The sequence below is a fragment of the Deinococcus seoulensis genome (assembly GCF_014648115.1).
GTDB lineage: Bacteria > Deinococcota > Deinococci > Deinococcales > Deinococcaceae > Deinococcus > Deinococcus seoulensis.
This window is the reverse complement of record NZ_BMQM01000007.1, coordinates 123740-145519: the sequence shown is the minus strand read 5'-3', so window position 1 is coordinate 145519 and position 21780 is coordinate 123740. Positions and strand designations below refer to the sequence as shown.

General features: G+C 70.5%; 22 protein-coding genes and 1 riboswitch. Of the genes, 13 read left to right on the top strand and 9 right to left on the bottom strand.

Going from position 1 to position 21780, the window contains the following annotated elements; all coding sequences use genetic code 11:
• The first annotated feature begins 76 nt into the window (after positions 1-76).
• Positions 77-1351, top strand: a complete 1275-nt coding sequence (locus IEY70_RS07650) for an aminopeptidase (RefSeq protein WP_189064408.1) — start codon at positions 77-79, stop codon at positions 1349-1351.
• Positions 1352-1515: 164 nt separating this feature from the next.
• On the opposite strand, the gene IEY70_RS07645 is transcribed toward IEY70_RS07650, so the two are convergent.
• From IEY70_RS07645 to IEY70_RS07635, 3 genes are all read right to left on the bottom strand, one after another.
• Positions 1516-2436 (bottom strand): ferritin-like domain-containing protein, encoded by a 921-nt coding sequence (locus tag IEY70_RS07645; RefSeq protein ID WP_189064407.1) that lies wholly within the window; start codon positions 2434-2436, stop codon positions 1516-1518.
• A 226-nt stretch (positions 2437-2662) separates the two neighbouring features.
• The gene (locus IEY70_RS07640) at positions 2663-3655 is read right to left on the bottom strand and encodes a malate dehydrogenase (protein WP_189064406.1); all 993 of its coding nucleotides are present in this window, start codon (positions 3653-3655) and stop codon (positions 2663-2665) included.
• 318 nt (positions 3656-3973) lie between these two features.
• Entirely contained in the window at positions 3974-4795 is an 822-nt protein-coding gene (locus tag IEY70_RS07635) for an enoyl-CoA hydratase/isomerase family protein (RefSeq protein ID WP_189064405.1), read from the bottom strand.
• 273 nt (positions 4796-5068) lie between these two features.
• Here IEY70_RS07635 and IEY70_RS07630 point away from each other — a divergent pair, with 273 nt between their 5' ends.
• The gene (locus IEY70_RS07630) at positions 5069-5611 is read left to right on the top strand and encodes a CAP domain-containing protein (RefSeq protein WP_189064404.1); all 543 of its coding nucleotides are present in this window, start codon (positions 5069-5071) and stop codon (positions 5609-5611) included.
• A gap of 55 nt (positions 5612-5666) precedes the next feature.
• Here the strand turns inward: IEY70_RS07630 and IEY70_RS07625 are convergent, their stop codons facing one another.
• Together IEY70_RS07625 and IEY70_RS20965 are read right to left on the bottom strand one after the other, a co-directional pair.
• Positions 5667-6266, bottom strand: a complete 600-nt coding sequence (locus tag IEY70_RS07625; RefSeq protein ID WP_189064403.1) for a hypothetical protein — start codon at positions 6264-6266, stop codon at positions 5667-5669.
• Positions 6267-6335: 69 nt separating this feature from the next.
• Complete coding sequence (locus IEY70_RS20965; protein ID WP_189102540.1) at positions 6336-7244, bottom strand: response regulator; 909 nt, start codon at positions 7242-7244, stop codon at positions 6336-6338.
• A 107-nt stretch (positions 7245-7351) separates the two neighbouring features.
• Between IEY70_RS20965 and IEY70_RS07615 the strand changes: the two genes are divergently transcribed.
• On the top strand, positions 7352-8059 hold the full coding sequence (locus IEY70_RS07615) for an HD domain-containing protein (RefSeq protein ID WP_229777740.1): 708 nt from the start codon (positions 7352-7354) through the stop codon (positions 8057-8059).
• Positions 8060-8076: 17 nt separating this feature from the next.
• On the opposite strand, the gene IEY70_RS07610 is transcribed toward IEY70_RS07615, so the two are convergent.
• Positions 8077-8700 carry a histidine phosphatase family protein gene (locus IEY70_RS07610; RefSeq protein ID WP_189064402.1) on the bottom strand — a complete coding sequence of 208 codons (624 nt, stop codon included), beginning with the start codon at positions 8698-8700 and terminating at the stop codon, positions 8077-8079.
• Entirely contained in the window at positions 8697-9098 is a 402-nt protein-coding gene (locus tag IEY70_RS07605) for an acyl-CoA thioesterase (RefSeq protein ID WP_189064427.1), read from the bottom strand. The genes IEY70_RS07610 and IEY70_RS07605 overlap by 4 nt, the downstream gene beginning before the upstream one ends.
• A gap of 344 nt (positions 9099-9442) precedes the next feature.
• On the opposite strand from IEY70_RS07605, the gene IEY70_RS07600 reads away from it, so the two are divergent.
• The 7 genes from IEY70_RS07600 to sugE all read left to right on the top strand — a co-directional run bounded on the left by IEY70_RS07600 (position 9443) and on the right by sugE (position 16115).
• On the top strand, positions 9443-10579 hold the full coding sequence (locus IEY70_RS07600; RefSeq protein ID WP_189064401.1) for an ABC transporter substrate-binding protein: 1137 nt from the start codon (positions 9443-9445) through the stop codon (positions 10577-10579).
• 229 nt (positions 10580-10808) lie between these two features.
• On the top strand, positions 10809-11675 hold the full coding sequence (locus IEY70_RS07595; RefSeq protein ID WP_189064400.1) for a branched-chain amino acid ABC transporter permease: 867 nt from the start codon (positions 10809-10811) through the stop codon (positions 11673-11675).
• Positions 11672-12697 (top strand): branched-chain amino acid ABC transporter permease, encoded by a 1026-nt coding sequence (locus IEY70_RS07590; protein ID WP_229777738.1) that lies wholly within the window; start codon positions 11672-11674, stop codon positions 12695-12697. The genes IEY70_RS07595 and IEY70_RS07590 overlap by 4 nt, the downstream gene beginning before the upstream one ends.
• Positions 12690-13511, top strand: a complete 822-nt coding sequence (locus IEY70_RS07585; RefSeq protein ID WP_189064399.1) for an ABC transporter ATP-binding protein — start codon at positions 12690-12692, stop codon at positions 13509-13511. The genes IEY70_RS07590 and IEY70_RS07585 overlap by 8 nt, the downstream gene beginning before the upstream one ends.
• A complete protein-coding gene (locus IEY70_RS07580; protein ID WP_189064398.1) occupies positions 13504-14211 on the top strand; it encodes an ABC transporter ATP-binding protein in 708 nt (235 codons plus the stop codon). Before IEY70_RS07585 ends, IEY70_RS07580 begins: the two co-directional genes overlap by 8 nt.
• Complete coding sequence (locus IEY70_RS07575) at positions 14211-15455, top strand: serine hydrolase domain-containing protein (protein ID WP_189064397.1); 1245 nt, start codon at positions 14211-14213, stop codon at positions 15453-15455. The genes IEY70_RS07580 and IEY70_RS07575 overlap by 1 nt, the downstream gene beginning before the upstream one ends.
• 258 nt (positions 15456-15713) lie before the next feature.
• Positions 15714-15784, top strand: a riboswitch (guanidine-III (ykkC-III) riboswitch).
• 16 nt (positions 15785-15800) lie between these two features.
• Complete coding sequence (sugE, locus tag IEY70_RS07570) at positions 15801-16115, top strand: quaternary ammonium compound efflux SMR transporter SugE (RefSeq protein ID WP_189064396.1); 315 nt, start codon at positions 15801-15803, stop codon at positions 16113-16115.
• A gap of 90 nt (positions 16116-16205) precedes the next feature.
• On the opposite strand, the gene IEY70_RS07565 is transcribed toward sugE, so the two are convergent.
• Positions 16206-17291, bottom strand: a complete 1086-nt coding sequence (locus IEY70_RS07565) for a quinone-dependent dihydroorotate dehydrogenase (RefSeq protein ID WP_189064395.1) — start codon at positions 17289-17291, stop codon at positions 16206-16208.
• Positions 17292-17363: 72 nt separating this feature from the next.
• Positions 17364-17822: an RrF2 family transcriptional regulator gene (locus IEY70_RS07560; RefSeq protein ID WP_189064394.1), complete on the bottom strand. Its 459-nt coding sequence runs from the start codon at positions 17820-17822 to the stop codon at positions 17364-17366.
• 123 nt (positions 17823-17945) lie between these two features.
• On the opposite strand from IEY70_RS07560, the gene IEY70_RS07555 reads away from it, so the two are divergent.
• From IEY70_RS07555 to IEY70_RS07545, 3 genes are read left to right on the top strand one after another with little or no spacing between them, the layout of a single operon-like run.
• Complete coding sequence (locus IEY70_RS07555) at positions 17946-19118, top strand: hypothetical protein (RefSeq protein ID WP_189064393.1); 1173 nt, start codon at positions 17946-17948, stop codon at positions 19116-19118.
• Positions 19115-21055 (top strand): chorismate-binding protein, encoded by a 1941-nt coding sequence (locus IEY70_RS07550; protein ID WP_229777736.1) that lies wholly within the window; start codon positions 19115-19117, stop codon positions 21053-21055. The genes IEY70_RS07555 and IEY70_RS07550 overlap by 4 nt, the downstream gene beginning before the upstream one ends.
• A complete protein-coding gene (locus IEY70_RS07545) occupies positions 21052-21756 on the top strand; it encodes an aminotransferase class IV (protein ID WP_189064392.1) in 705 nt (234 codons plus the stop codon). Before IEY70_RS07550 ends, IEY70_RS07545 begins: the two co-directional genes overlap by 4 nt.
• Positions 21757-21780: the final 24 nt, after the last annotated feature.

Below are 21780 nucleotides of genomic sequence, written 5' to 3'. Positions count from 1 at the left end.
CCACCCCCTCTGCACAGGAACAGTCCAGTCCGCCCAGCCGGACGCCCCGAATGGCACGCCCGGTAGAGTGGCGGGCATGACTTCCCACAATCAGTCCAGTGCCAGTGACGCTCCAGCCAGCGAGTTCAGCGCGAATCTCGCGCGGTACGCCGAACTGCTCGTCCGTACGGGCGTGAACCTCCCGGCGGGCGGGAAGGTCCGCATCGCCGCGCCTGTCGAGGCGGCGCAGCTCGTGCGCCTGACCGCCCGCGCCGCCTACCGCGCCGGGGCCAGCGACGTGCGCGTGCAGTACCTCGACCCGCACCTGGACCTCGCGCTGTTCGAGGACGGCACGGACGACGCCGTGAACTTCATGCCCGCGTGGCAGGCGCAGGAGCGTGAGGCGATGATCGAGGACGGGTACGCGTCCATCGGGATTGTCGGGGAGGACCCGTCGCTGCTCTCGGGCGTGAACCCTGCGCGGGTCGCGGCGCGCAGCCGACTGACGGCGCAGGTCATGCGGCAGGTCAGCGAGGCGACCGGCAGTTTCCGCGTGAACTGGACGGTCGCGGCCATGGCCACGCCCGCCTGGGCCGCGCGGGTGTACCCGGACCTGCCCGAGCAGCAGGCCGTGGCGCGCCTGTGGGCCGACATCTTCGCCGTGACGCGCGCCGACCAGCCGGACCCGGTGGCCGCCTGGGACGCGCACCTGACCCGCCTGGAACGCCTGACCACCTACCTGACGGACCGGCAGTACGCCGCCGTGCACCTGCGTAGCGACCTGGGCACGGACCTGACCGTGGGCCTCGCCGAGAACCACGTGTGGCAGGGCGGCGCGGAAACCGCCCGCAACGGCGTGCGCGGCGTCCCGAACCTGCCCACCGACGAGGTCTTCACCGCCCCGCACCGGGACCGCGTGAACGGCTGGGCGGTCGCCAGTAAACCCCTGAGTGCGCGCGGGCAGCTGATCGAGGGCATCCGCGTGCGCTTCGAGAACGGCCGCGCCGCCGAGGTCAGCGCCACGCGCGGCGAGGACACCCTGCGCCAGCTGATCGGCACCGACGAGGGCGCCGCGCACCTGGGCGAGGTGGCCCTGGTGCCCGCCAGCGCGCCTGTCGCGCAGACCGGCACGCTGTTCCTGAACACCCTGTTCGACGAGAACGCCGCCTCGCACATCGCGCTGGGCCGCTGCTACCCCACCAACGTGCAGGGCGGCACCGACGAGGCCACCCTGACGGCCGCCGGCGGGAACGACAGCCTCATTCACGTGGACTGGATGATCGGCACGCCCGCCACCGACGTGGACGGCATCACGAAGGAAGGCACCCGCGAACCCCTGATGCGCGCCGGGGAATGGGTTGTTCAGGGGTGACAGTTGACAGTTGACAGTTGATGGTTGATGGATGACGGAAAGCATCTGCCATCAACCATCACCCTCTCTCCATCGACCATGAAAGGCCCCCCGGGCCGGAGGTGCACCGAGGGGCTGTGGTCCTGACGCTTCAGGCAGAAGCGGAATTCAGGTGAAGGTGGGGATTACAGCGCGAGAATCTTGCTGAAGTCGCCGCTGAGGCCGTCGGGGTAGAAGCCACCCTTGACGGCACCCTCGGCCAGGAACACGATGTTCCCGACCTGACGGGGCGTGCGGCTGTACGCGATGCCGTTCGAGTCGGCCAGCACGATGTTCGCCATGCCGCCCTCCACGATGCCCTGATCGGTGTCGATCGCGCCGTCCACGCTGTCGCGCAGGTTGCTGATGGCCTGCACCACGTCACTGACCTTCAGGGCCGGGGTGACCTGCGTGTCACGCAGTTGGTACAGCAGCGTGCGGATCATGCCCGCGTGGTAGGCCTCGACGGCCAGGATGCCCGCCGCGTTCTCCAGGTTCCCGCCGGCGCTCGTGTCGGTCAGCAGGCGCGCCGCGCCCTTGTACGCGCTGACGCCCACGTCCTCGAAGATGAACGCGCCGTGCAGGAAGAACAGGTCGTTCGCGAACGGGTTGAAGCCCGTGATCGCCCCGCCCGACGCGGCACTCCCGGCCGCCAGGAAGGCCGGACCCAGGTCCAGGGTCGGCTGCGCCACGGCGCCGAAGCCCAGCACCTTCCGGATGATGCGCACGTGGTTCAGTTCGTCGGTCGCCACTTCGTTCGCGTAGGCGCGCACGTCGGCCGACTCGAACTTCACGCCGTCGCCCTTCTTGCCAGTGAATCCGGCGGGCAGGATGACCTTGCTGCTGTCGCCGCCCACGCTGTCCAGTTCTTCCAGGCGACCGACGGCCGCGAGGTAGAACGCCGCTTCGAGGTACTCGAGGTTCAGCGCGAAGTTGAAGATCGTGGCGTCCAGGTTGGGTTTGGCCTGACCCATGCCCATGGCGGGCGCGCAGCTGGCCAGGGCGGTCGTGACGCCGACAGCGCCGGCAGCTCCGAGGAATTTACGACGGTTCAGGGGGTTGCTCATGGTGGACCTCCAGGTGAAAGAAAGCGGGGTGGGGCAGGCGGGGAAGGCACACAGGGCAGGCGCGGGGAAAGTCCCCCCTCACCAACAGTCACCTTCTGCGCTTCTGACCAGCCATATGCCGCCCACCCCGGATCGGATCACCCACCCACGCAACCGTGAAGATCACATGAACACAGAGGGAGCGGGCGACCCGCAGGCCACCCGCTCCCTCACGTTGACTTCGTGCTTACTTGACCAGACCCAGTTTGCGAACTTCGTCGCGCTCCTCGGTCAGTTCCTGCGCGGTGGCGTCCATCTTGCCGCGGCTGAAGTCACTGACGGGCAGGCCCTGCACGATCTCGTACTTGCCGCCGCTGCACTTCACGGGGAAGCCGTAGATCAGGCCCTCGGGAATGCCGTAGCTGCCGTCGCTGGGAATGCCCATGCTGACCCACTCGCCTTCAGCGGTGCCCAGCGCCCAGTCGCGCATGTGGTCGATCGCGGCGCTCGCGGCCGAGGCGGCGCTGCTCAGGCCGCGAGCCTCGATGATCGCCGCGCCACGCTTCGCCACGGTCGAGATGTACGAGTTCTCGTACCAGTCGCGGTCCACCTGATCCAGCGCAGGCTGACCGTCCACCGTCGCCTGCGACAGGTCGGGGTACTGGGTTGACGAGTGGTTGCCCCAGATGGTCAGGTTCTTGATGCTGCTCACGGGCTTCCCGGTCTTCTCGGCCAGCTGGCTGATCGCGCGGTTATGGTCCAGACGCACCATCGCCGTGAACTGACCAGGGTTCAGGTCCGGCGCGTTCTGCTGCGCGATCAGCGCGTTCGTGTTCGCGGGGTTCCCCACCACGAGCACCTTCACGTCACGGCTCGCCACGGCGTTCAGCGCCTCACCCTGCGGCTTGAAGATCCCGCCGTTCGCGCCCAGCAGGTCCCCGCGCTCCATCCCGGCCTTACGCGGCATGGCGCCCACCAGCAGCGCGTAATCCACGTCCTTGAACGCCACCATCGGGTCGTCGCTCGTCACGATGTCCGCCAGCAGCGGGAACGCGCAGTCACGCAGCTCCATGACCACACCGTTCAGCGCCTTCAGCGCGGGCGTGATCTCCAGCAGTTGCAGAATCACCGGCTGGTCCTTGCCGAGCATGTCGCCCGACGCGATGCGGAAGAGAAGGCTGTAGCCGATCTGGCCAGCGGCGCCGGTAACGGCAACGCGGACGGGTTGTTTGGTCGTCATGGGTATCCCTCCTGAGGATGGTTTTACGGCTCACGATAACGCGCGGCGGGACGGTTGGGGCGAAAGTTCCCCAGGCGGGAACAGGGCTGGGTGCCTTGCGGCGAGCTGCCCCACGCCTCACACGCCATCCTTCACTCCCGCGCCGTGCGCCCCGCGCGCTACGCGCACGACGGGCTCGGTTGCCACGACGCTCGCCTTCAGGGCTCCCCTTGAGGGGAGCTGTCAGCGAAGCTGACTGAGGGGTCCTGCGAAGCAGCCGTGTTGCCCTTCCCGCTGCGGAGCAGCCTCCCTTCCAGCGAGCCGCGCCCCGCGTCCCTGTCAGAGTGGCGCGTCGTCTGCGAAGTTCGGTGCGCGTTTCTCGCGGAGGCTGCTGAGTCCTTCGCGGACGTCGGGGCCGGTGAAGCCGAGAAATTCGAGCGCCAGGGAGGCGTCGAAGGTGGGTCCGGCCTGCCGCAGCCAGTTGTTGAGGGCGTATTTGGTCCAGCGGATGGCGGTGGGGCTGCCCTGGGCGAGTTGCGTGGCGACTGTCCAGGCGCGGTCCATGAGTTCGTCGTCAGGGACGGTGAGGCTGACGAGGCCGATGCGTTCGGCTTCGATGCCGCTGACGGGTTCGCCGGTCATGAGGTGGTATTTGGCCTTGTTCAGGCCGCACAGCAGGGGCCAGATGATGGCGGCGTGGTCTCCGGCGGCCACGCCGAGGCGGACGTGGCCGTCGAGGAGGCGGGCGGTGTGCGCGGTGATGCTCACGTCGGCGAGCAGGGCGACGGCGAGTCCGGCGCCGACGCAGGGGCCGTGGATGGCGCTGACGATGGGTTTGCTGCAGTTGATGACGTTGTACACGAGGTCGCGGGCTTCTTTCCAGACGCGGGTGAGGGCGGTGAAGTCGCGGCTCATCTCCTCGATCAGGGTGAAGTCGCCGCCGGAGGAGAAACCGCGTCCGTCGCCGCGCACGAGAACGCAGCGGATGCCCGGGGTGTCGTCGATGTCGCGCCAGACGCGCGTGAGGGCGCGGTGGGCGTCGGCGTTCACGCTGTTCAGGGTTTTCTCGCTTTGGATGACGACTTCCAGGATGCCGCTGTCGTGCAGCTGCAGGTGCAGGCCGGGGTACGCGCCGGGCGCGGTGAGCTGGGTTGTGTTCATGGGGGCAGGGTAGCGGTCGGGGCGCGGGGGTGTGTGGGCGGGTGTCCGGGTGGGCCGGATGCCGGGATGGGTTCATGCGGTGGGGGTGCCTTTCCCCCGGTGCGGGCATGTTGGGCAGCGCGAGCGGCAGGCGCGGCTTACGGTGGGGGTATGACGATGCGTGGGTGGGGAGCGGGTGCGGCGGTGATGGTGGCGGCAGTGGCGTTGGTGGCGTGCGGGCCGGTGCCGTCTGTGCCGTCGGACGGAAACGGTGGGAATGCCGGTGTTGAGCTGGTGACGGTCACAGTCACGGACACGGCGTATGGGGTGACGTTCGAGTACAAGACGCCGAAGTCCTTCGCGGTGAGCCGGTCTGCGCTGACGGACTTCCCGCAGTCTCAGGCAGAGCGGGAGATGCTGGAGGCCATCAATGCGGAGCGGGCGCGGGGTGGGGTGTGTCCGACCGGGGTGTTCCCGGCGGCGGCGCCACTGAAGTTCGAGGGGCACCTGCACAAGGCGGCGACGCTGTACGGGCGTGAACTGGCGGCGTCCGGGCGGCTGGAGTTACCGCACCGCAGCCGGGTGGATAACCGGGTGCCGTCGCAGCGGATGGTGGACGCCGGGTACCGTCCGGTGCCACCGAACGGTATCGAGTGGGTGTTCGGGGAGAGTCTGGCGGCCGGGATGGACCTGACCAGTCCGGCCGAGGTGATCGCGGCGTGGAAGGGCAGCCCGCCACACTGCGCGGCGCTGTTCGAGAAGGTGCTGGACGGCACGGCGGCGCAGGTGACCGGCGCGGCCGGAACGTACTGGGTGCTGAACATCGCTGGCTGGTGACAGGCCCGGCCTGCGTGCCCGGCCGTTCCGGGTGCGCGGGTCAGGGCAGGCCGTGTCAGGGCAGGCCGGTCAGGCCGTGTTCGTTGACCAGGGCGGTCGTTTCGCCCAGCTGGGCGGCGCGGGTGGGGTCGTTGCGTCCGGGCGGGCCGGGCAGCAGCAGGGTGGGGCGGGCGTTCAGGCCGACGCTTCCGGCGCTGTCGAGGCGTTCCAGGACGGCGTCGAAGCTCCAGTCGGTGGCCCACAGGCGCTTGACGGCGTGCAGGGCGGCGGTGCCGCTGGCGTGCGTGCCGGGCGGCTGGTGCGGGGCGCTCTCGGCGTGCAGGGTGCCGGGGCGGCGGGCGTGCAGGGGGGCGTGGTCCAGGGCGGCGGCGCGCAGGGCGCGGTGGAATTGCTGCGCGGCGTCGTCCAGCAGGTAACTGGTGCGGATCAGCGCCTGGGCCTGCGCGGTCAGGGGTTCCAGGGCGTCCTCGTCGATGCGGGCGGGGCGGATGGAACTGAACAGTCGGCTCAGGCGTTCGGGGAGGTTGTTCAGGCGGTAGAACGATTCCTCGAACGTGGCGGGGATCAGCAGTCCGCTGACGCCGTGCCGCGCGAGGCGGGCGGGTTCGTCTCCGTGCAGGGTGGGGTTCCGGGCGGCCTCCGCGAAGCTCAGCATGCGTTCAGGGTAGCGCGGGTCGGGGGCGGGGTTGATTCGGGGGAGCGGCGTCCGTGCAGGGTGGCGGGGTCAGTTCAGGCTGTGGCCCAGGCGGGCGCGCATCCAGGATTTCACGCTGCTGGCGCCGGGCGTGTCGCGCACCACGATGCCCACGTACCCGGCGGGGATGGGGCACACGACCAGCACGCGGTCCTGGAATTCCAGTTGCACGGCCTTGACGGGCGCGGCGGCGTTCAGGTGGTGCGCCACGCTGTGCGCGGCGGTCGCCAGGAAGCGGATGTACGCGCCGACTTCCGGGTCGAGGGTGGTGGGGGTCAGGGGAACGCCGCTGCTGTCGTAGGCGCAGGCGGCGGTCACGCCGGGCAGGACGCTCAGTCCGGCCGTGAACATCAGGGCCTGCTGGGCCTGCTGGGCGCGCCGGGCGGCGATGGTGGCTGGGTCGGGTGTGGCCGGGTCGGGTTCGGGCGTGTCCGGTGCCTGCGGGGCCGGGGCCACTGCCGGGTTCGGTGCCGGATTGGCTGCGGGGTGGGTGTGCGGTTCGGGTTCGGTGCGTGGGGTGGGGTGGGGTGCGCCGGTCAGGTCCGGGACGTGGGTGACGTGCGCGGCGTCGGTCAGCCATTCCTGAAGGGCGGGGAACAGCACGCCGGGCCGCAGGGGTTTACGCAGGACGTCCAGCACGCCCAGTTCGCGGGCCTCGGCGCGCAGGTCGTCCTCGACGATGCCGGTCATGAACACGACGGGCAGGTGGGGGTGCGTGCGGCGCAGTGTGCGGGCCAGTTCCACGCCGTTCATGCCGGGCATGCGTACGTCCGTCAGGACCAGTGAGGTGTCGGGGGTGACGGCGGCCAGCGCGGCGGCGCCGCTGTCGGCAACCCGCACGGACAGGTGCGGTGAGAGCAGGAATTCCATGTTCTGCAGCACTCCGGGGCTGTCGTCCACGATCAGGATCGAGGGGCGCTGTGGAGTGTGTGCCGTCATGATGTTCAGCGTACTGGACGGCGCGTCACCTGCCCCTGACGGTTGCCGTGCCCGGCGTGAAATTTCGCACACGGGGCCGGGAGAGGCCGTTCGGGCATACTGCGGGCGTGACGACCTCTGCCGCCGATTGCCCGCCGGACGCGCGACCGGACGCCCTCCTGGCGCCGCTGCTGGCCCTCGATCCTCGCCTGGAGGGTGTGTGGGGCTGGGTGCAGGGGCAGATGCGTCCGGACGCCGCGCACGACAGCGCGCACCTGGCGCGCGTGGCCCGCTGGACGCTGCGCTGCGCGCCGGACGTTCCCCCGGCCCTGGCGGTCGCGGCGGCCCTGACGCACGACGTGGTGAACCTGCCCAAGAACCACCCGCAGCGGGCGCAGGCCAGCGAACTCAGCGCGCAGGCCGTGCAGGCGACACTGCCGGGCCTGGGCTTCGCGCCGGCCGACGCGCGCGAGGTCGCACTGGCCGTGCGGGACCACAGCTACTCGCGCGGCGCCGTCCCGCAGACGCCGCTGGGCGCGGCCTTACAGGACGCCGACCGTCTGGACGCCCTGGGCGCGCTGGGGGTGCTGCGCGTGGCGGGCGTGGGCGGGCAACTGGGCCGCGCGCTGCTGCACCCCACCGACCCCTGGGCGCAGGGCCGCGACCCGGACGACCTGGCGTTCACGGTGGATCACTTCTTCACCAAGCTGCTGCGGCTGGACGGCACCTTCCACACGGCCCCCGGTCAGGCCGAGGCGCGGCGCCGCACCCGCACCATGCGGGCCTTCCTGGCCGAACTGGCCAGCGAACTGGAGGTCGACCCGCCCGGCGAGTGACGGTCAGCTCTCCCCGGTCAGCTCTCTTCGAGGTGGGCGTGGTCGTTGTAGGTCACCAGCGTCCAGCGGTCCTGCGTGCGGGTCAGGGTGGTGAGGCTGGTGTGGGCCAGCTGGTAGTTGAAGGGCAGCACGTAGCCGGGCACGGGCCGGGCGGGCCAGTCGAACAGGGTGCACAGCAGGGCGCGGATGGCGGCGCCGTGCGTGAAGGCAATCACGCGGCCCGGCGAGAGTTCGTCGGCCCAGTCGCGCAGGCGCTCGCCGACCTGTTGCAGGCTCTCGCCGCCGCCGGGGGCGGGCAGGGTCCAGGGGTCGCGTTGCCAGTCGTGGTAGGCGGGGTCCGCCTGCACGTCGCTGGTGGTGACGCCCTCGAACTGCCCGAAGTTCAGTTCGCGCAGGCGGGCGTCGAGGGTCAGGGGCTGGCCGGGCAGGGTCAGTTCGGCGGTGCGGGCGGCGCGGCTCAGGTCGCTGCTGTACACGCGGCCCGGCGGGCGGCCCCGCAGGCGTGCGTGCAGGTGCGCGGCCTGCGTTTCACCCAGGGCGCCCAGCGGGGTGTCGGTCCAGCCCTGCCAGCGTCCGGCGCCGTTCCAGTCGGTGGCGCCGTGGCGGACCAGGGTCAGGTGCAGGGTGTGGGGGTCGGTCATGGGCGGGCCTCGGGGTCGGGCTGGGCGCTGCTGGTGTCCTGCCCGTCGGCCAGGCCGGGCACGGGGCGGGGGCGGTTGTGTTCGTCGAGGGCCACGAACACGAAGTACCCGGTGGTGGCGAGTTCCTGCTCGCCGGTGGGCATGTTCTCGCGGTACACGTCCACGCGGATGGTCATGCTGGTGCGGCCCACCCGCACGACCTGCGCGTCGAGGGCGACGGCGTCCCCGACGCGGATGGGCACGTGGAAGTCCACGCCGTCCATGCGGGCGGTCACGACGTTCCCCCCGGCGTGCCGGACGGCGGCGATGCTGGCGGCCTTGTCCATCAGGGACAGCACCCAGCCGCCGAAGGCGGTGCCGTGGTAGTTGGTGTCCTTGGGGAACACCAGTTCCAGCATGCGGGCGCGGCTGCGGGGGGCCGTGTTACGGGTGGGGGCGGGGTCGGTCACAGCTCATCAGTGTAGTGCCCATTCGTGTGGTGCCCATTCGTGTGGCCGCCCATTCGTGTGGCGCCCACTGGCGTGGTGCTCGTCGGCGTGGTGGGTGGTGTGCTCGGGCGGGCGCCTCTGACAGGTCGGGTGGGGGGTCACGTTTTCAGCTGAAACGTGTACAGACCGTGTCACGGGTGATTGACACGTCATTCCCTGCATGCAAGCATGGTTTGCACTCACAACTTGTACTTTGTTCAGCGTTTCAGGTGGGACAGCTGGTGTCCCTGCCGCGCTGGCAGCTGGAGGTTCCTATGAAGAAACGTCTCCTCTTCCCCACCCTGTTCGCGGCGATGGCCGGGTCTGCCCTGGCCGATCAGGTCGTGAACATCGGCTTCTCTGGCCCGCTGTCGGGCGGCGCGGCCTTCTACGGCAAGGATGTCCAGAGCGGCATCGACATGGCCATCGGTGAACTGAACAAGGCCGGCGTGACCGTCAAGGGCGAGAAGGTTACCTTCAAGCTCGTGGCGCTCGACGACCGCTACCTGCCCAACGAGACGGCCACCAATGTCAAACGCCTGACCAGTCAGGGCATCGACATCATCTTCGTGCCGCACTCCGGCGGGATCCTGACCGTGCAGCCCATGACCACCCGCGACCCGGAATTCCTGCTGGTGGCGTACTCCAGCGAACCGAAGATCCTCGAGGCGAACAACCCGATGACCTTCATGCTGCCCCCCCGCTACGACAACTACCTGCAACCGTTCGTGAGCACGCAGATGAAAGCCTTCGGCAAGAAACTGGCCCTGGTCGGCACGACCAGCGCGTACGGCAAGCAGTGGACCGAGGCGATCAGCGGCGAGTGGAAGAAACAGGGCGGCACGGTCGGCGGGAACAACGGCGTGGATTACAACACCACCGTGGATTACAGCAGCGCCGTCACCAAGGCCCTGGCCGAGAAACCCGACGTGATGTTCATCGGCGGGCCCAGCCAGCCGACCGCGCTGGTCGTGAAGGCCGCGCGTGAACAGGGCTTCAAGGGCGGGTTCATCGTGATGGACCAGGCGAAGTTCGAGCAGATGGACACCATCGTGCCGCGCGCGTACCTGGACGGCAGCGTGGGCGTGCTGCCCACCAAGGAATTCGCGGGCACGCAGGTGTTCGTCGCGCAGTACCAGCGCCTGTACAAGAAGATCCCCACCAGCGAGGCCGCGCTGAACTACATGGGCATGAACGTGCTGGCCAAGGCCATGGAACTGGCAGGCACCACCAGCGACGCGGGGGCCATCCGCGCCAAGCTGGACGCGGCCGCCAAGGCGCTTCCGCAGAGCAAGAGCGTGTACAAGCTGTTCGGCGTGACCGCCAACGGCCACGTGGACGCCGAGTTCATCGTGGCGAGCGTCAAGAACGGCAAGTACACCCGCCTGCGCCTGACCAAGACCTTCAAGTAAGCCGCTCGGGCCGCGCCCCACGCCAGGGGCAGGCGACAGCCGTTCCCGGACTCTTCTGGACTGCACGAGCGCGCCCCGCAACCTGCCGGGCGCGCCCGTTTCTTACCTGCCCGCTTCCGGTGTCCCGGCACTGCGAACCCGCAAGGCACTGCACCTGCATCGCACTGCGCCTGCATCTCACTGCGCCCGCAAGGCACTGCACACTCATTTCCCCTGAAGGAGTCCTGTTTTGACCACCGTGCTGCAACAACTCTTCAATGCCCTGGCGCTGGGCGGCGTGTACGCCCTGGTCGCGCTGGGGCTCACGCTGGTGTACGGCGTGATGCGCGTACCGAACTTCGCGCACGGCGGCCTGTACATGCTAGGCGCGTACCTGACCTACGCCTCGCTGGACCGGCTGGGCGTCGGGTACGTCCCGGCGCTGATCATCGCGGCCGTGGGCGTGGCGCTGCTGGCCGCGCTGCTCGAACGCCTGATCTTCTACCCGCTGCGTAACGCGCCGCACGTGCACCCCATGATCGCGGCGATCGGGGTGCTGTTCTTCCTGGAGGCGCTGATCTCGCATCCCAGCGTGTTCGGGCCGGACTTCAAGCAGATTGCCGAGCCGGTGCCGGGCATCCTGAACCTGGGCGGCGTGACCCTGACGTGGCAGCGGCTGCTGATCATCGCGGCCAGCCTGCTGGTCATGTGGGGCCTGAACTTCTTCCTGAAACGCACCCTGACCGGCGCGACCATCGAGGCCATGAGTCAGAACCGCGAGGGCGCGCGGCTGGTGGGCATCAACACCAACCGGGTGGGCATGCTGACCTTCGCGATCAGCGGGGCGCTGGCGGCGGTGGCGGCGGCGCTGGTCGCGCCGATCAACGCGGTCACGCCCAGCATGGGTGAGGTCATGAACCTCAAGGTGTTCGCGATCATCATTCTGGGCGGCATGGGCAGCGTGCCCGGCGCGATCGTGGGTGCGTTCCTGCTGGCGTTCACCGAGGTGTTCGGCGGCTTCTACATCAACCTGGACTTCGCGGACGTGATCGGCTTCGCCATGCTGGTGATCGTGCTGGCCATCCGCCCGCAGGGTCTGTTCCGGAGGGGCACGTGAACGCAACGGCAAGAGGCGGTCTGAGTCTGGGGCGGGTCATCTGGCCGGCGCTGTTCATCCTGGCGGCGCTGGTGCCGCTGCTTCGCCCCAGCGGGTACGCGCTGGACATCGGCGTGAACATCATGATCTGGGCCATGCTGGCGTACGGCCTGAACGTGATGCTGGGCTTCACGGGGCTGCTGCCGCTGGCGCACGCCGGGTTCTTCGGGATCGGGGCGTACACGGTCGGTATCCTGACCCTGAAGGCCGGGTGGAGTTTCTGGCTGGCGTGGCCGGCCGCGGTGGCGCTGTGCGCCCTGGTGGGGCTGTTGCTGGGCCTCGTGGCGTTCCGCACGAAAGGGGACGCCTTCTCGATCTTCACGCTGGGCGTGGGCGTGATCATCATGCTGGTCATCAACAAGTGGGACAGCCTGACCGGCGGGAACGACGGCCTGAACGGCGTGATGCCCCCGGCCGGGCTGGAGGCGTTCTCGAAGGCGCTGGGCCTGAAGCTCTCCAGCGGGTTCTACCTGCTGGCGCTGGTCAGTCTGGCCGTGACGGTGCTGGTGGTCGCGCGCGCCCGGAACAGCACCTTCGGCCTGTCGCTGATCGCCATCCGGGGCGGCGAGGACCTCGCGCGCAGCGCCGGGATCAACGTGTTCACGCACAAGCTGCGCGCCATGATGCTCTCGACCGCCATCGCGGGTTTCGCCGGAGGGCTGTACGCCGTGTTCGTGGGCTTCCTGGGTTCGGCCGTGACCGGCCCGACCACGACCTTCACGGTGCTGCTGTACCTGCTGGTGGGCGGCCTGGGCACCCTGGCCGGACCGCTGGTCGGCACGGCCATCATCTACGGCCTGACCCAGACCCTCAAGGGACTGGAGGACTACCAGTACATCGTGTTCGGGCCGCTGCTGGTGCTGCTGGTCATGTTCGCCCCGAACGGACTGGCGGGCCTGTGGGCGCGCCTGAGTGCCCGGCGGGCCGCGCCGCCCGCCGCCACGCCGACCCCCGATCAGACCAAGGAGGTCAACCGTGCTTGACGTTCAGGACCTCGGCATCCGTTTCGGCGGGCTGCACGCCGTGAAAGACGTGACGGCCAGCATTCCCGCCGGGCAGATCACGGCCATCATCGGGCCGAACGGTGCGGGCAAGAGCACCTTCTTCAACCTGATCAGCGGCTTCTACCAGCCGACCTCGGGCAGCATCCGCTTTGCCGGTGAGGACATCACGCGCCTGAAAACGCATGAGGTCGTGTCGCGCGGCATTGCCCGCACGTTCCAGACGACCACCATCTACCGGGAACTGTCCGTGCTGGAAAACGCCATGATCGGCCACCGGGTCCGCACGCGCGCCGGACTGCTGGACGCGCTGCTGCGCACCGGCCGGGAACGCCGCGACGAGCAGGGCAGCCGCGCCGGGGCCATGCAGGCCCTGACCCGCGTGGGCCTGCAAGGTCAGGCGCACCTGCCAGCCGGGGCGCTCACGCAGGAAGGGCAGAAACGGGTGGGGATCGCCATGGCGCTCGCCAGCGACCCGAAACTGCTGCTGCTGGACGAACCGGCCGCCGGCATGAACCCCGAGGAGACCGTGAACCTGATGAGCCTGATCCGCGAACTGGTCGCGGGCGGCCTGACCGTCGCGCTGGTCGAGCACAAGATGAGCCTCGTGATGGGCCTCGCCGATCAGATCCTGGTGCTGCACCACGGGCAGAAGATCGCCGCCGGGACGCCCACGCAGGTCAGCCGCGACCCGGCCGTGGTCGAGGCGTACCTGGGCTCGCACGCGCACGGCGGGCAGATGGGCCAGACCACCCCGGAACCCACCACCCTGCAAAAGGGAGCCGCGCATGCTTGAAGTCCGTGACCTGAACGTGAACTACGGGCATTTCGTGGCGCTGCGCGGCGTGAGCCTGACCGTGCAGCCCGGCGAGATCGTGGTGCTGCTCGGCGCGAACGGCGCGGGCAAGAGCACGCTGTTCCGCACCCTGAGCGGCCTGCAACGCCCCAGCGGCGGCGCAGCCACCTGGAACGGCACGAGCCTCACGACCGGCCGCCCGGAGTTCAACGTGGCGAACGGCGTGGCGCAGTGCCCGGAAGGCCGCCTGCTGTTCCCGGACCTGAGCGTCGAGAAGAACCTGCGCCTGGGGGCCTTCGTGCACCGCCGGGACGCCAGCGGCACCGCGCGGGAACTGGAACGCATCTACGAACTGTTCCCCGCGCTGGTCGAGAAGCGCGGCTCGCCCGCCGGGAGCCTGTCGGGCGGGCAGCAGCAGATGGTCGCCATTGCCCGCGCGCTGATGGCCCGCCCGCAACTGCTGCTGCTGGACGAACCCAGCCTGGGCCTCGCGCCGCTGGTCGTCGAGCAGGTGTTCCAGGCGGTGCAGCGCGTGAACGCCGAGGGCGTCTCGGTGCTGCTGGCCGAGCAGAACGCCTTCGCGGCGCTGGGCATCGCGCACCGCGGGTACGTGCTGGAAGGTGGGCAGATCACGCTGGACGGCCCGCAGCAGGCGCTGATGACCGACGACCGCGTGCGCAGCGCGTACCTGGGCGTCTGATGACCACTCCCGAATCCCCGGCGGTCCGGCAGGGCGTGTCACTGGACCGCCTGGAGCGCTGGGAGACGCACCTGAAAACCCGCTACCTGGACACCGGCATCCTCCCGAACGCCCTGACGCTGGTGTACCGCCGGGGCGAGATCGTGCACCAGCACGCGCAGGGCTTCGCGGACGTGGAGGGGGGCGTGCCCCTGCGGGACGATCACATCTTCCGCATCTACTCCATGACCAAGCCCCTCACCAGCCTCGCGTTCATGATGCTGGTCGAGGACGGCCTGAGCGCCCTGAGCGACCCGGTCAGCTCCGTGCTGCCGGAGTGGGCGAACCTGGGCGTGTGGACCGGCGGCACGCACGGCAGTTTCACGAGCGAGGCGCCGCGCCGCCCCATGCAGATGGTGGACCTGCTGCGCCACACGTCCGGCCTGAGTTACCACATCCAGCAGGGCGGACACCTGGACGGGGCGTACCGCGACCTGAGCCTGGGCGTGAAGACCACCCTGCCGGAATTCATTGCGGCCCTGGCGGACCTGCCGCTGGAGCACGAACCCGGCCAGCACTGGCATTACTCGGCCGCCACCGACGTGCTCGGATACGTGATCGAACGCCTGAGCGGACAGCCTTTCGAGGCCTTCGTGCAGGACCGCATCCTGAGCCCGCTGGGCATGCACGACACGGGCTTCCACGTCCCGGCCGAGAAACTGGACCGCTTCATGCCGTGCTACGCCCTGACCCCGCAGGGCCGCGTGCTGTTCGACCCGGCCGCCGGACGCTTCACGCGGCCCCCCCACTTCGTGTCCGGCGGGGGCGGCCTCGTCTCCACCGCCGCCGACTACCTGCGCCTGTGCCGCCTGTTCCTGCGCGGCGGCGAACTGGACGGCACGCGCCTCATCAGCCCCAAGACCCTGGAACTCATGACCCGCAACCACCTGCCCGGCGGGGCCGACATTGCCAGCATGGCCCTCACGCCCATCGCCGTGTCCGAGACCAGCGCCGCCGGCGTGGGCTTCGGGCTGGGCTTCGCCGTCACGCTGGACCCCGTGCGCACCATGCGCGCCGGGAACCCCGGAGATTACTCGTGGGGCGGCGCGGCCGGCACGTACTTCTGGGTCGACCCGGTCGAGGACCTCACCGTGATCTTCATGACCCAGCTACTCCTCTCCCCCGACCGGGTCCGCGACGACCTGCGGACCTTCGTGTACGCCGCCCTGACCGACACGCCCACCCGGCCCCACAGCCTCGCCTGAGAAGAACTCCGGTGGCGTGGCGCTCTCTGCCACGCGACCCGAGCGGATGCGAGTAGGAGCAGCACGGGTGCCGGGCGTGAAGCGGGTGACCCGCTGCCGTATGCGGGTTGCCCGCGGAACAGACGGCATCCGTCCGGCACACACCCCTCACCCCCTGCGGCGCAGGACCCTCTCCCCACGGAGAGGGTTTTTTATTTGTGTAGGGACACATTTACACTTCTGGACCTGTCTGCTTACACGGGTGGCTTACTCTGGGTTCAGTCGCCCCCAGAGGGGCTGCACTCCGGACGAGAGCACCGCCGTACCCGGTCAAGACAAGACGGCGCGACACTCTGGAGGTGTCACATGGCATGGACGCTGCTGTTTATCGCCGGTCTGCTGGAAGTCGGCTGGGCCATCGGTCTGAAGTACACGGAGGGCTTTACCCGCCCGCTCCCCACGGTTCTGACGGTGGCGAGCATGATCGCCAGCATGGCGCTGCTGGGACTGGCGACCAAGACGCTGCCGATCGGGACGGCGTACGGCGTGTGGGTGGGGATCGGCGCGGTCGGGGCCGGGATTCTGGGCATCGTGCTGCTGGGCGAGTCGGCCAGTCCGGCACGGCTGGCGTTCATGGCGCTGATGGTCGTGGCGATCATCGGCCTGAAAGTCACGAGCTGACGGGATCGACAGCGTCATACGGGTTCCGTCTGTTCCCACTCGCTCCGCTCGGATTGAACGGCTTTGCAAGCCATTCAATCGGAGTCCGTATCAGGCGTCCACGCCGACCGCTTCGCTGACGCTGCGCAGGCCGTCGCGTTCCAGCAGGGCGGTCAGCCCGGTGTGGATGCGGCGCACGAGGCCGGGGCCTTCGTAGATCAGGGCGGAGTACACCTCGGTCAGGGAGGCTCCGGCGCGGATCTTGTCGTAGGCGTCCTGCGCGGTGAAGATGCCGCCCACGCCGACGATGGGGGTGCGCCCGGCGGTCTGGCGGTACGCGGCGCGGATCAGCTCGGTGCTGCGGGTGGTCAGGGGGCGTCCGCTGAGGCCGCCGGTCTGCGTCTGGTGCGGGTGGGTCAGGCCCGCGCGGTCCAGGGTGGTGTTGCTGATGATCAGGCCGGACGCTCCGGCGTTCACGACGGCGTCCACGCTGGCCTCGAAGTCGGCGGGGTGCAGGTCTGGCGCGAGTTTCACCAGGACCGGCGGGGTGCTCAGGGTCCGGACGCGCCCGGCTTCCACGCCGTCCACGACGGCGCGGACCAGCGCGGCCAGTTCGTCGGCGGCCTGGAGGGCGCGCAGGCCCGGCGTGTTGGGGCTGCTGACGTTCACGACGAAGGCGTCGGCCACGTCCTGTAAGGCGGTGACGCATTTCAGGTAGTCGTCGGTGGCGGCCTCGTTGGGGGTGACCTTGTTCCGGCCGATGTTCACCCACACGGGCGCGGTGCGGTGCGGCAGGGCGCTCAGGTGGGCGTGCAGGGCGGCCGCGCCAGCGTTGTTGAAGCCCATGCGGTTGATGAGCGCCTGATCGGGCGGCAGGCGGAACAGGCGGGGGCGGTCGTTTCCGGCCTGCGGGAGCGGCGTGACCGTCCCGACTTCCAGGAAGCCGAAGCCCAGGGCGCTGAAGGCGGGGACGGCCACGCCGTTCTTGTCGAGTCCGGCAGCCAGTCCGACCGGGCTGCTGAAGGTGCGGCCCCACAGCGTCTGCGTCAGCGTGGGCGCACTGGGCGCGGTCACGCGGCGGGCCAGGGCGGGCCACGCGGGCACGCGCGACGCGAGGTGCAGTCCGGCGACGGTCAGGTGGTGGGCGTCCTCGGCGTCCAGGCGGAACAGCAGCGGCTTGATCAGCGAACGGTACACGGCCCCCAGCATAGGCGATGGGGGAAGAGAACCCTTCACGGTCCCTCTCCCCCCTCTTCCCGGTGTGTGCGGTCAGCCCAGCGGCGGGTAACTGGGTTCCAGTTGCACAAGGCGGGCGTGCTGCTGGCGGTCGCTTTCCTCGATCAGGTCGGCCAGGGTGGTGCCGCCCAGCACGTCGCGCAGGGCGCTGTCCACGCGGTACCAGAGGTCCTGGGTGCCGCAGACGTTCTGGCTGTTGCAGACGTGGTCGTCCTCGACGCACTGCACGGGCGCGATGCTGCCTTCCATGGCGGTGACGACGTCGTAGGCGTTGATCTCGTGGGCGGGGCGGGCCAGTCGGTAGCCGCCGTGCGCGCCGCGGATGCTCTTGATGAACCCGGCGCGGCGCAGGTTGCTGGCGATCTGCTCCAGGTAGTGCTGGCTGATGCCCTGGCGTTCGGAGACGTCCTTGAGGGGAACGGCCTCGCCGCCGCGCCGCGCGATCTCGATCAGGGCGCGCAGGCCGTACTGTGCTTTGGTCGACACCCACATGCCATCCATTCTACGCCCTAATTCCGGGCGTAGTGTAAGGAATTCAGGAGTTAACAGGAATGATTCTCATCTGGGTCAGGGGCTTGCCAGCCCGACCCTGACGGACACGGGTAGCATGGGCGCATGCCGGTCGTGTTCATTCATGGGGTCGCAGTGCGCGAGCAGGGCCAGAGCGGCTGGGAGGACGTGCGCCGCGCCACGCAGGGCATCGAGTGGCCTGCCGTGCAGGCGGCGCTGCGCCGTCACCTCGCGCCGGTCCTGAACCCCGGCGCGCCGGAGCGGGTGCGGGTGGACCGCGTGTACTGGGGGGACCTGGGCGCGCAGTACTCGCGGGGCGGGTTGTTCCGCGCCGCCCGCGCAGAGGCCGCGCCGGACCCCGCACCCGCCAGCCTGAGCGACGAGGATCTGGGCGAGGCGCTGGAAGCCCGCCTGCGGGCCGCGCACGCTCTGGCCGACTGGCCGGACATGATCGCGGCGGCGTGGGAGGCTGCCCGCGACCGTTCATTGCAGGCCATGGTGGCGGACCTGCCGCCCGCCGAGCAGTGGGGCGTGCTGGAGGCGGCAGTCGAGGGACGCCTGGGCCGCAGCGCAGCGCCCCGATCTGGTCAGGTTCGGCGTCGCCGGGCGTTCCGGCGGCTGGACCTGCCCCCGGCCCCGCACCTTCCGGCGGGGTTGCAACTGTCGCAGCGGCGGAACGTGCAGCGGGCCATGCTGGAACTGCGCCGCCCGCTGGAGGCGTTCGTGCCGCTGTTCGTGGGGGACGTGCTGGCGTACCTGAACACGCGCGGCACGCCGGACACGCCGGGACCGATTCCGCAGCGGGTGCTGGGGGCGCTGCGGGCGGCGCACGAGGCCCGCACGCACCCGCACGAGCCGCTGGTGGTCCTGACGCACTCGATGGGCGGGCAACTGATGCATGACGCCCTGAGTGCGTTCCTGCCGGCCGATCCGGAGGGGCGGGACCTGCGGGTGGACTTCTGGTGCGCGGCGGGCAGTCAGGTGGGGTTGTTCCATGAGCTGGGTGTCACGCTGGGCGGCCCGCCGGACGCCCTGACCTCCGGGCGGCTGGGGTACTTCTGGAACGTGTGGGCGTACTCGGACCTGCTGAGTTTCCGGGCGCAGGGGGTCGTGCCGGGCGCGCACGACACGGCCTTCCCGCTGCCGGGGCTGGTGCGGTCCGATCACGTGGCGTACCTGACCGACACGGACTTCTACCGCACGCTGGCCGCGAAGGTGCAGGTGCACGCGGGGCCAGGACCGTCCGGGGCAGCGCGCCCGTTAGAATCCGGCCCGTGAACGGCCCCGTTGCCCTGCCTGACCGCCTCCCTGCCCGGCCCTCCCCGGCGGACGTGCTGCGCCGCCTGCGCGCGGCGGGCGCGCCGGGCGTGGTGCTGCTGGAGTCGCTGGGGCCGGTCGTGCCGTACGGGTCGCGGTCATTCCTGAGCGCGTGGCCGCGGCGGGTGTCGCACGACCTGCCGCCCCGCCCGCCTGGGGACGCGTTCTTTCCGGCGTGGCTGGGCGGCCTGAAGTACGAGGCGGCCCGCGCGTTCGGGCTGGCCGCGCACGCCCCGCACGGCGAGGCGATGTGGTGGGGCGAGTACCCGTCGGGGCTGGTGTGGGACCGCGCGGCGGGCACGCTGGAGGTCGTGGGCGAGCCGCACGTGGACTGGGCGGGCCTGCTGGCCCTTGACCCCGCAGCGGAACCGACGCTGAGCGTGGGGCCGTTCGGCGCGGACGACGTGGATTACCCGGCGGGCGTGCGGGCCGTGCAGGACCTGATCCGCGCTGGCGAGGTGTATCAGGTGAACCTGTCGCGTGGCGTGCGGGCCGGGGCGACCGGTGATCCGCTGGCGGCGTACCTGCGGCTGCGCGAGGTGAACCCCAGTCCGTTCATGGCCTTCGCGGACCTGGGCGCCGAGGTGGTCGTGTCGTGCAGCCCGGAGCGGCTGGTGCGCTGGCAACGTGACCCGGGCGGGCAGGAGGATGACGGGCAGGGCGAGGAACTGAGTGCGCGGCCCATCGCGGGCACCCGGCGGCGCGGCGAGACGCCCGCCGAGGACGCCGCCCTGGAAGCCGAACTGCGCGCCAGTGCCAAGGAGGTCGCCGAGCACACCATGCTGGTGGACCTCGTGCGGCACGACCTGGGCCGCGTGGCCGCGCCGGGCACCGTCAGCGTGCCGGACCTGATGCTGGTCGAACGCTACAGCCACGTCATGCATCTGGTGTCGGAGGTCACGGCGCAGGCCCGCGCGGACGTGACGCTGCGCGAGGTGCTGGCCGCCACCTTCCCCGGCGGGACGATCACGGGCGCGCCCAAGGAGCGGGTCATGGAGGCCATCGCGGCGCTGGAGCCGGGGCCGCGCGGCTGGTACACCGGGGCGCTGGGCCTCGTGAGCGGCGCGGCCGTGGACCTGAACATCCTGATCCGCACGGCGGCCTTCACGCGGAACGAGACGGGAGACTGGACAGTGGAGGTCCGCGCGGGCGGCGGGACCGTCATCGACGCCGACCCGGCGCGCGAGGCGCAGGAGACCGTCCACAAGGCCCAGGCCCTCCTGAGCGTGCTGGCGGGCGTGCCGGGCCGCGCCGCGCAGCCGCCCGCGCCGCCCACGCCGGGCGTGCCGTGGTCGCCTCCGCCTGCCGCCACGCGCACGGGGCTGCGGGTGCTGCTGCTGGACAACCGGGACTCGTTCACCTGGAATCTGGTGCATGACCTGCGGGCGCTGGGCGCGCAGGTGGACGTGCGCTCCCAGGACGAAGGGCTGGCGGACCTGCTGGCCCTGACCCCGGACGCCGTGCTGGTCGGCCCCGGCCCCGGCACGCCGGACTCCAGCGGGGTCACGTTGCCCCTGACCCGCGCGTGCCTGGAAGGGAACGTGCCGCTGCTGGGCGTGTGCCTGGGGCATCAGGCGCTGGGGCAGGTGCTGGGCGGCCGGGTCGAGCGGGCGCAACCGGTGCACGGGCGGCCCGAGTTCGCGCGGCACGCCGGGACCGGCCTGTTCGCGGGCGTGCCGCAGGACGCGCCGTTCGGGCGATACCACTCGCTGGTCGTGCGCGGCCTGAACCCGGCGTTCGTGACGGCCACCAGCGCGGACGGCGAGGTCATGGCGCTGGAGGTACCGGGGCAGCCCGCGTGGGGCGTGCAGTTCCACCCGGAAAGCGTCCTGAGTCCCGCCGGGCGGACCCTGCTGGGCAACTGGCTGACCCTCAGCGCCGCGTGGCAGAGGAAATGAACCCGCTGCCAGACGCCGTGAACGACCCCGCGTGGCTGCACGGCGCGACCGCCTTCACGACCGTCCGCACGCGGCTGGGCGCGCCACTGCTGTGGCCCGAGCACCTCGCACGGCTGCGGGACACCTGCGCGTTCCTGGGCCTACCCGACCCGGACCCCGACCTGCCCCCCCTGGACCCGCACGCCTGGGGCCTGCTGCGCGTGACCGTCACGGACGGCGGCACCTTCGCCGCGCACCGCCCCCTGACGCCCGGCCCGCGCCCGGAAAGCGGCGTGACCGTCCACCTGACCGGCATGCAGGTCCACCCGCAGCTCGGCGCGCACAAGACCGGCAATTACCTCCCGTACCGCCTCGCCGCGCGGGAGGCCGCGCCCGCCTTCGAGGGGTGGCTGCTGGACGCACACGGGCAGGTCGTGGACGGCAGCCGCACCTCGCCGCTGCTGGAACTGGACGGCGAACTGGTCGTCCCGGCGGGCGGCCTGCCCTCCGTGACCCGCGCCGCCTTCCTGCGCGGCACACCGCACGCCACCCGGCCTGTCCACGCAGCCGAACTGGCCCGCGTGACCCGCGCGTGGGTGTGCGGCAGCGGCGTGGGCGTGGTACCCGTGGCCCGCCTCGAAGGCCTGAGCAACATGAGCCTGCACCTGAACGCACAGTGGCCGGACACGACCGACCCGGCGCTCGTCTGGCCCGGCGGTTGAGGATCGCCGCTTGACGTGGCCCCG

Coding starts and splice junctions, on each gene's coding strand:
- IEY70_RS07600 (WP_189064401.1), top strand. CDS start 9,443: ATGAAGAAACGTCTCCTCTTCCCCACCCTGTTCGCGGCGATGGCCGGG.
- IEY70_RS07560 (WP_189064394.1), bottom strand. CDS start 17,822: ATGTGGGTGTCGACCAAAGCACAGTACGGCCTGCGCGCCCTGATCGAG.
- IEY70_RS07580 (WP_189064398.1), top strand. CDS start 13,504: ATGCTTGAAGTCCGTGACCTGAACGTGAACTACGGGCATTTCGTGGCG.
- IEY70_RS07610 (WP_189064402.1), bottom strand. CDS start 8,700: ATGACCGACCCCCACACCCTGCACCTGACCCTGGTCCGCCACGGCGCC.
- IEY70_RS07575 (WP_189064397.1), top strand. CDS start 14,211: ATGACCACTCCCGAATCCCCGGCGGTCCGGCAGGGCGTGTCACTGGAC.
- IEY70_RS07645 (WP_189064407.1), bottom strand. CDS start 2,436: ATGAGCAACCCCCTGAACCGTCGTAAATTCCTCGGAGCTGCCGGCGCT.
- IEY70_RS07625 (WP_189064403.1), bottom strand. CDS start 6,266: ATGCTGAGCTTCGCGGAGGCCGCCCGGAACCCCACCCTGCACGGAGAC.
- IEY70_RS20965 (WP_189102540.1), bottom strand. CDS start 7,244: ATGACGGCACACACTCCACAGCGCCCCTCGATCCTGATCGTGGACGAC.
- IEY70_RS07650 (WP_189064408.1), top strand. CDS start 77: ATGACTTCCCACAATCAGTCCAGTGCCAGTGACGCTCCAGCCAGCGAG.
- IEY70_RS07640 (WP_189064406.1), bottom strand. CDS start 3,655: ATGACGACCAAACAACCCGTCCGCGTTGCCGTTACCGGCGCCGCTGGC.
- IEY70_RS07635 (WP_189064405.1), bottom strand. CDS start 4,795: ATGAACACAACCCAGCTCACCGCGCCCGGCGCGTACCCCGGCCTGCAC.
- IEY70_RS07545 (WP_189064392.1), top strand. CDS start 21,052: ATGAACCCGCTGCCAGACGCCGTGAACGACCCCGCGTGGCTGCACGGC.
- IEY70_RS07605 (WP_189064427.1), bottom strand. CDS start 9,098: ATGCTGGAACTGGTGTTCCCCAAGGACACCAACTACCACGGCACCGCC.
- IEY70_RS07555 (WP_189064393.1), top strand. CDS start 17,946: ATGCCGGTCGTGTTCATTCATGGGGTCGCAGTGCGCGAGCAGGGCCAG.
- sugE (WP_189064396.1), top strand. CDS start 15,801: ATGGCATGGACGCTGCTGTTTATCGCCGGTCTGCTGGAAGTCGGCTGG.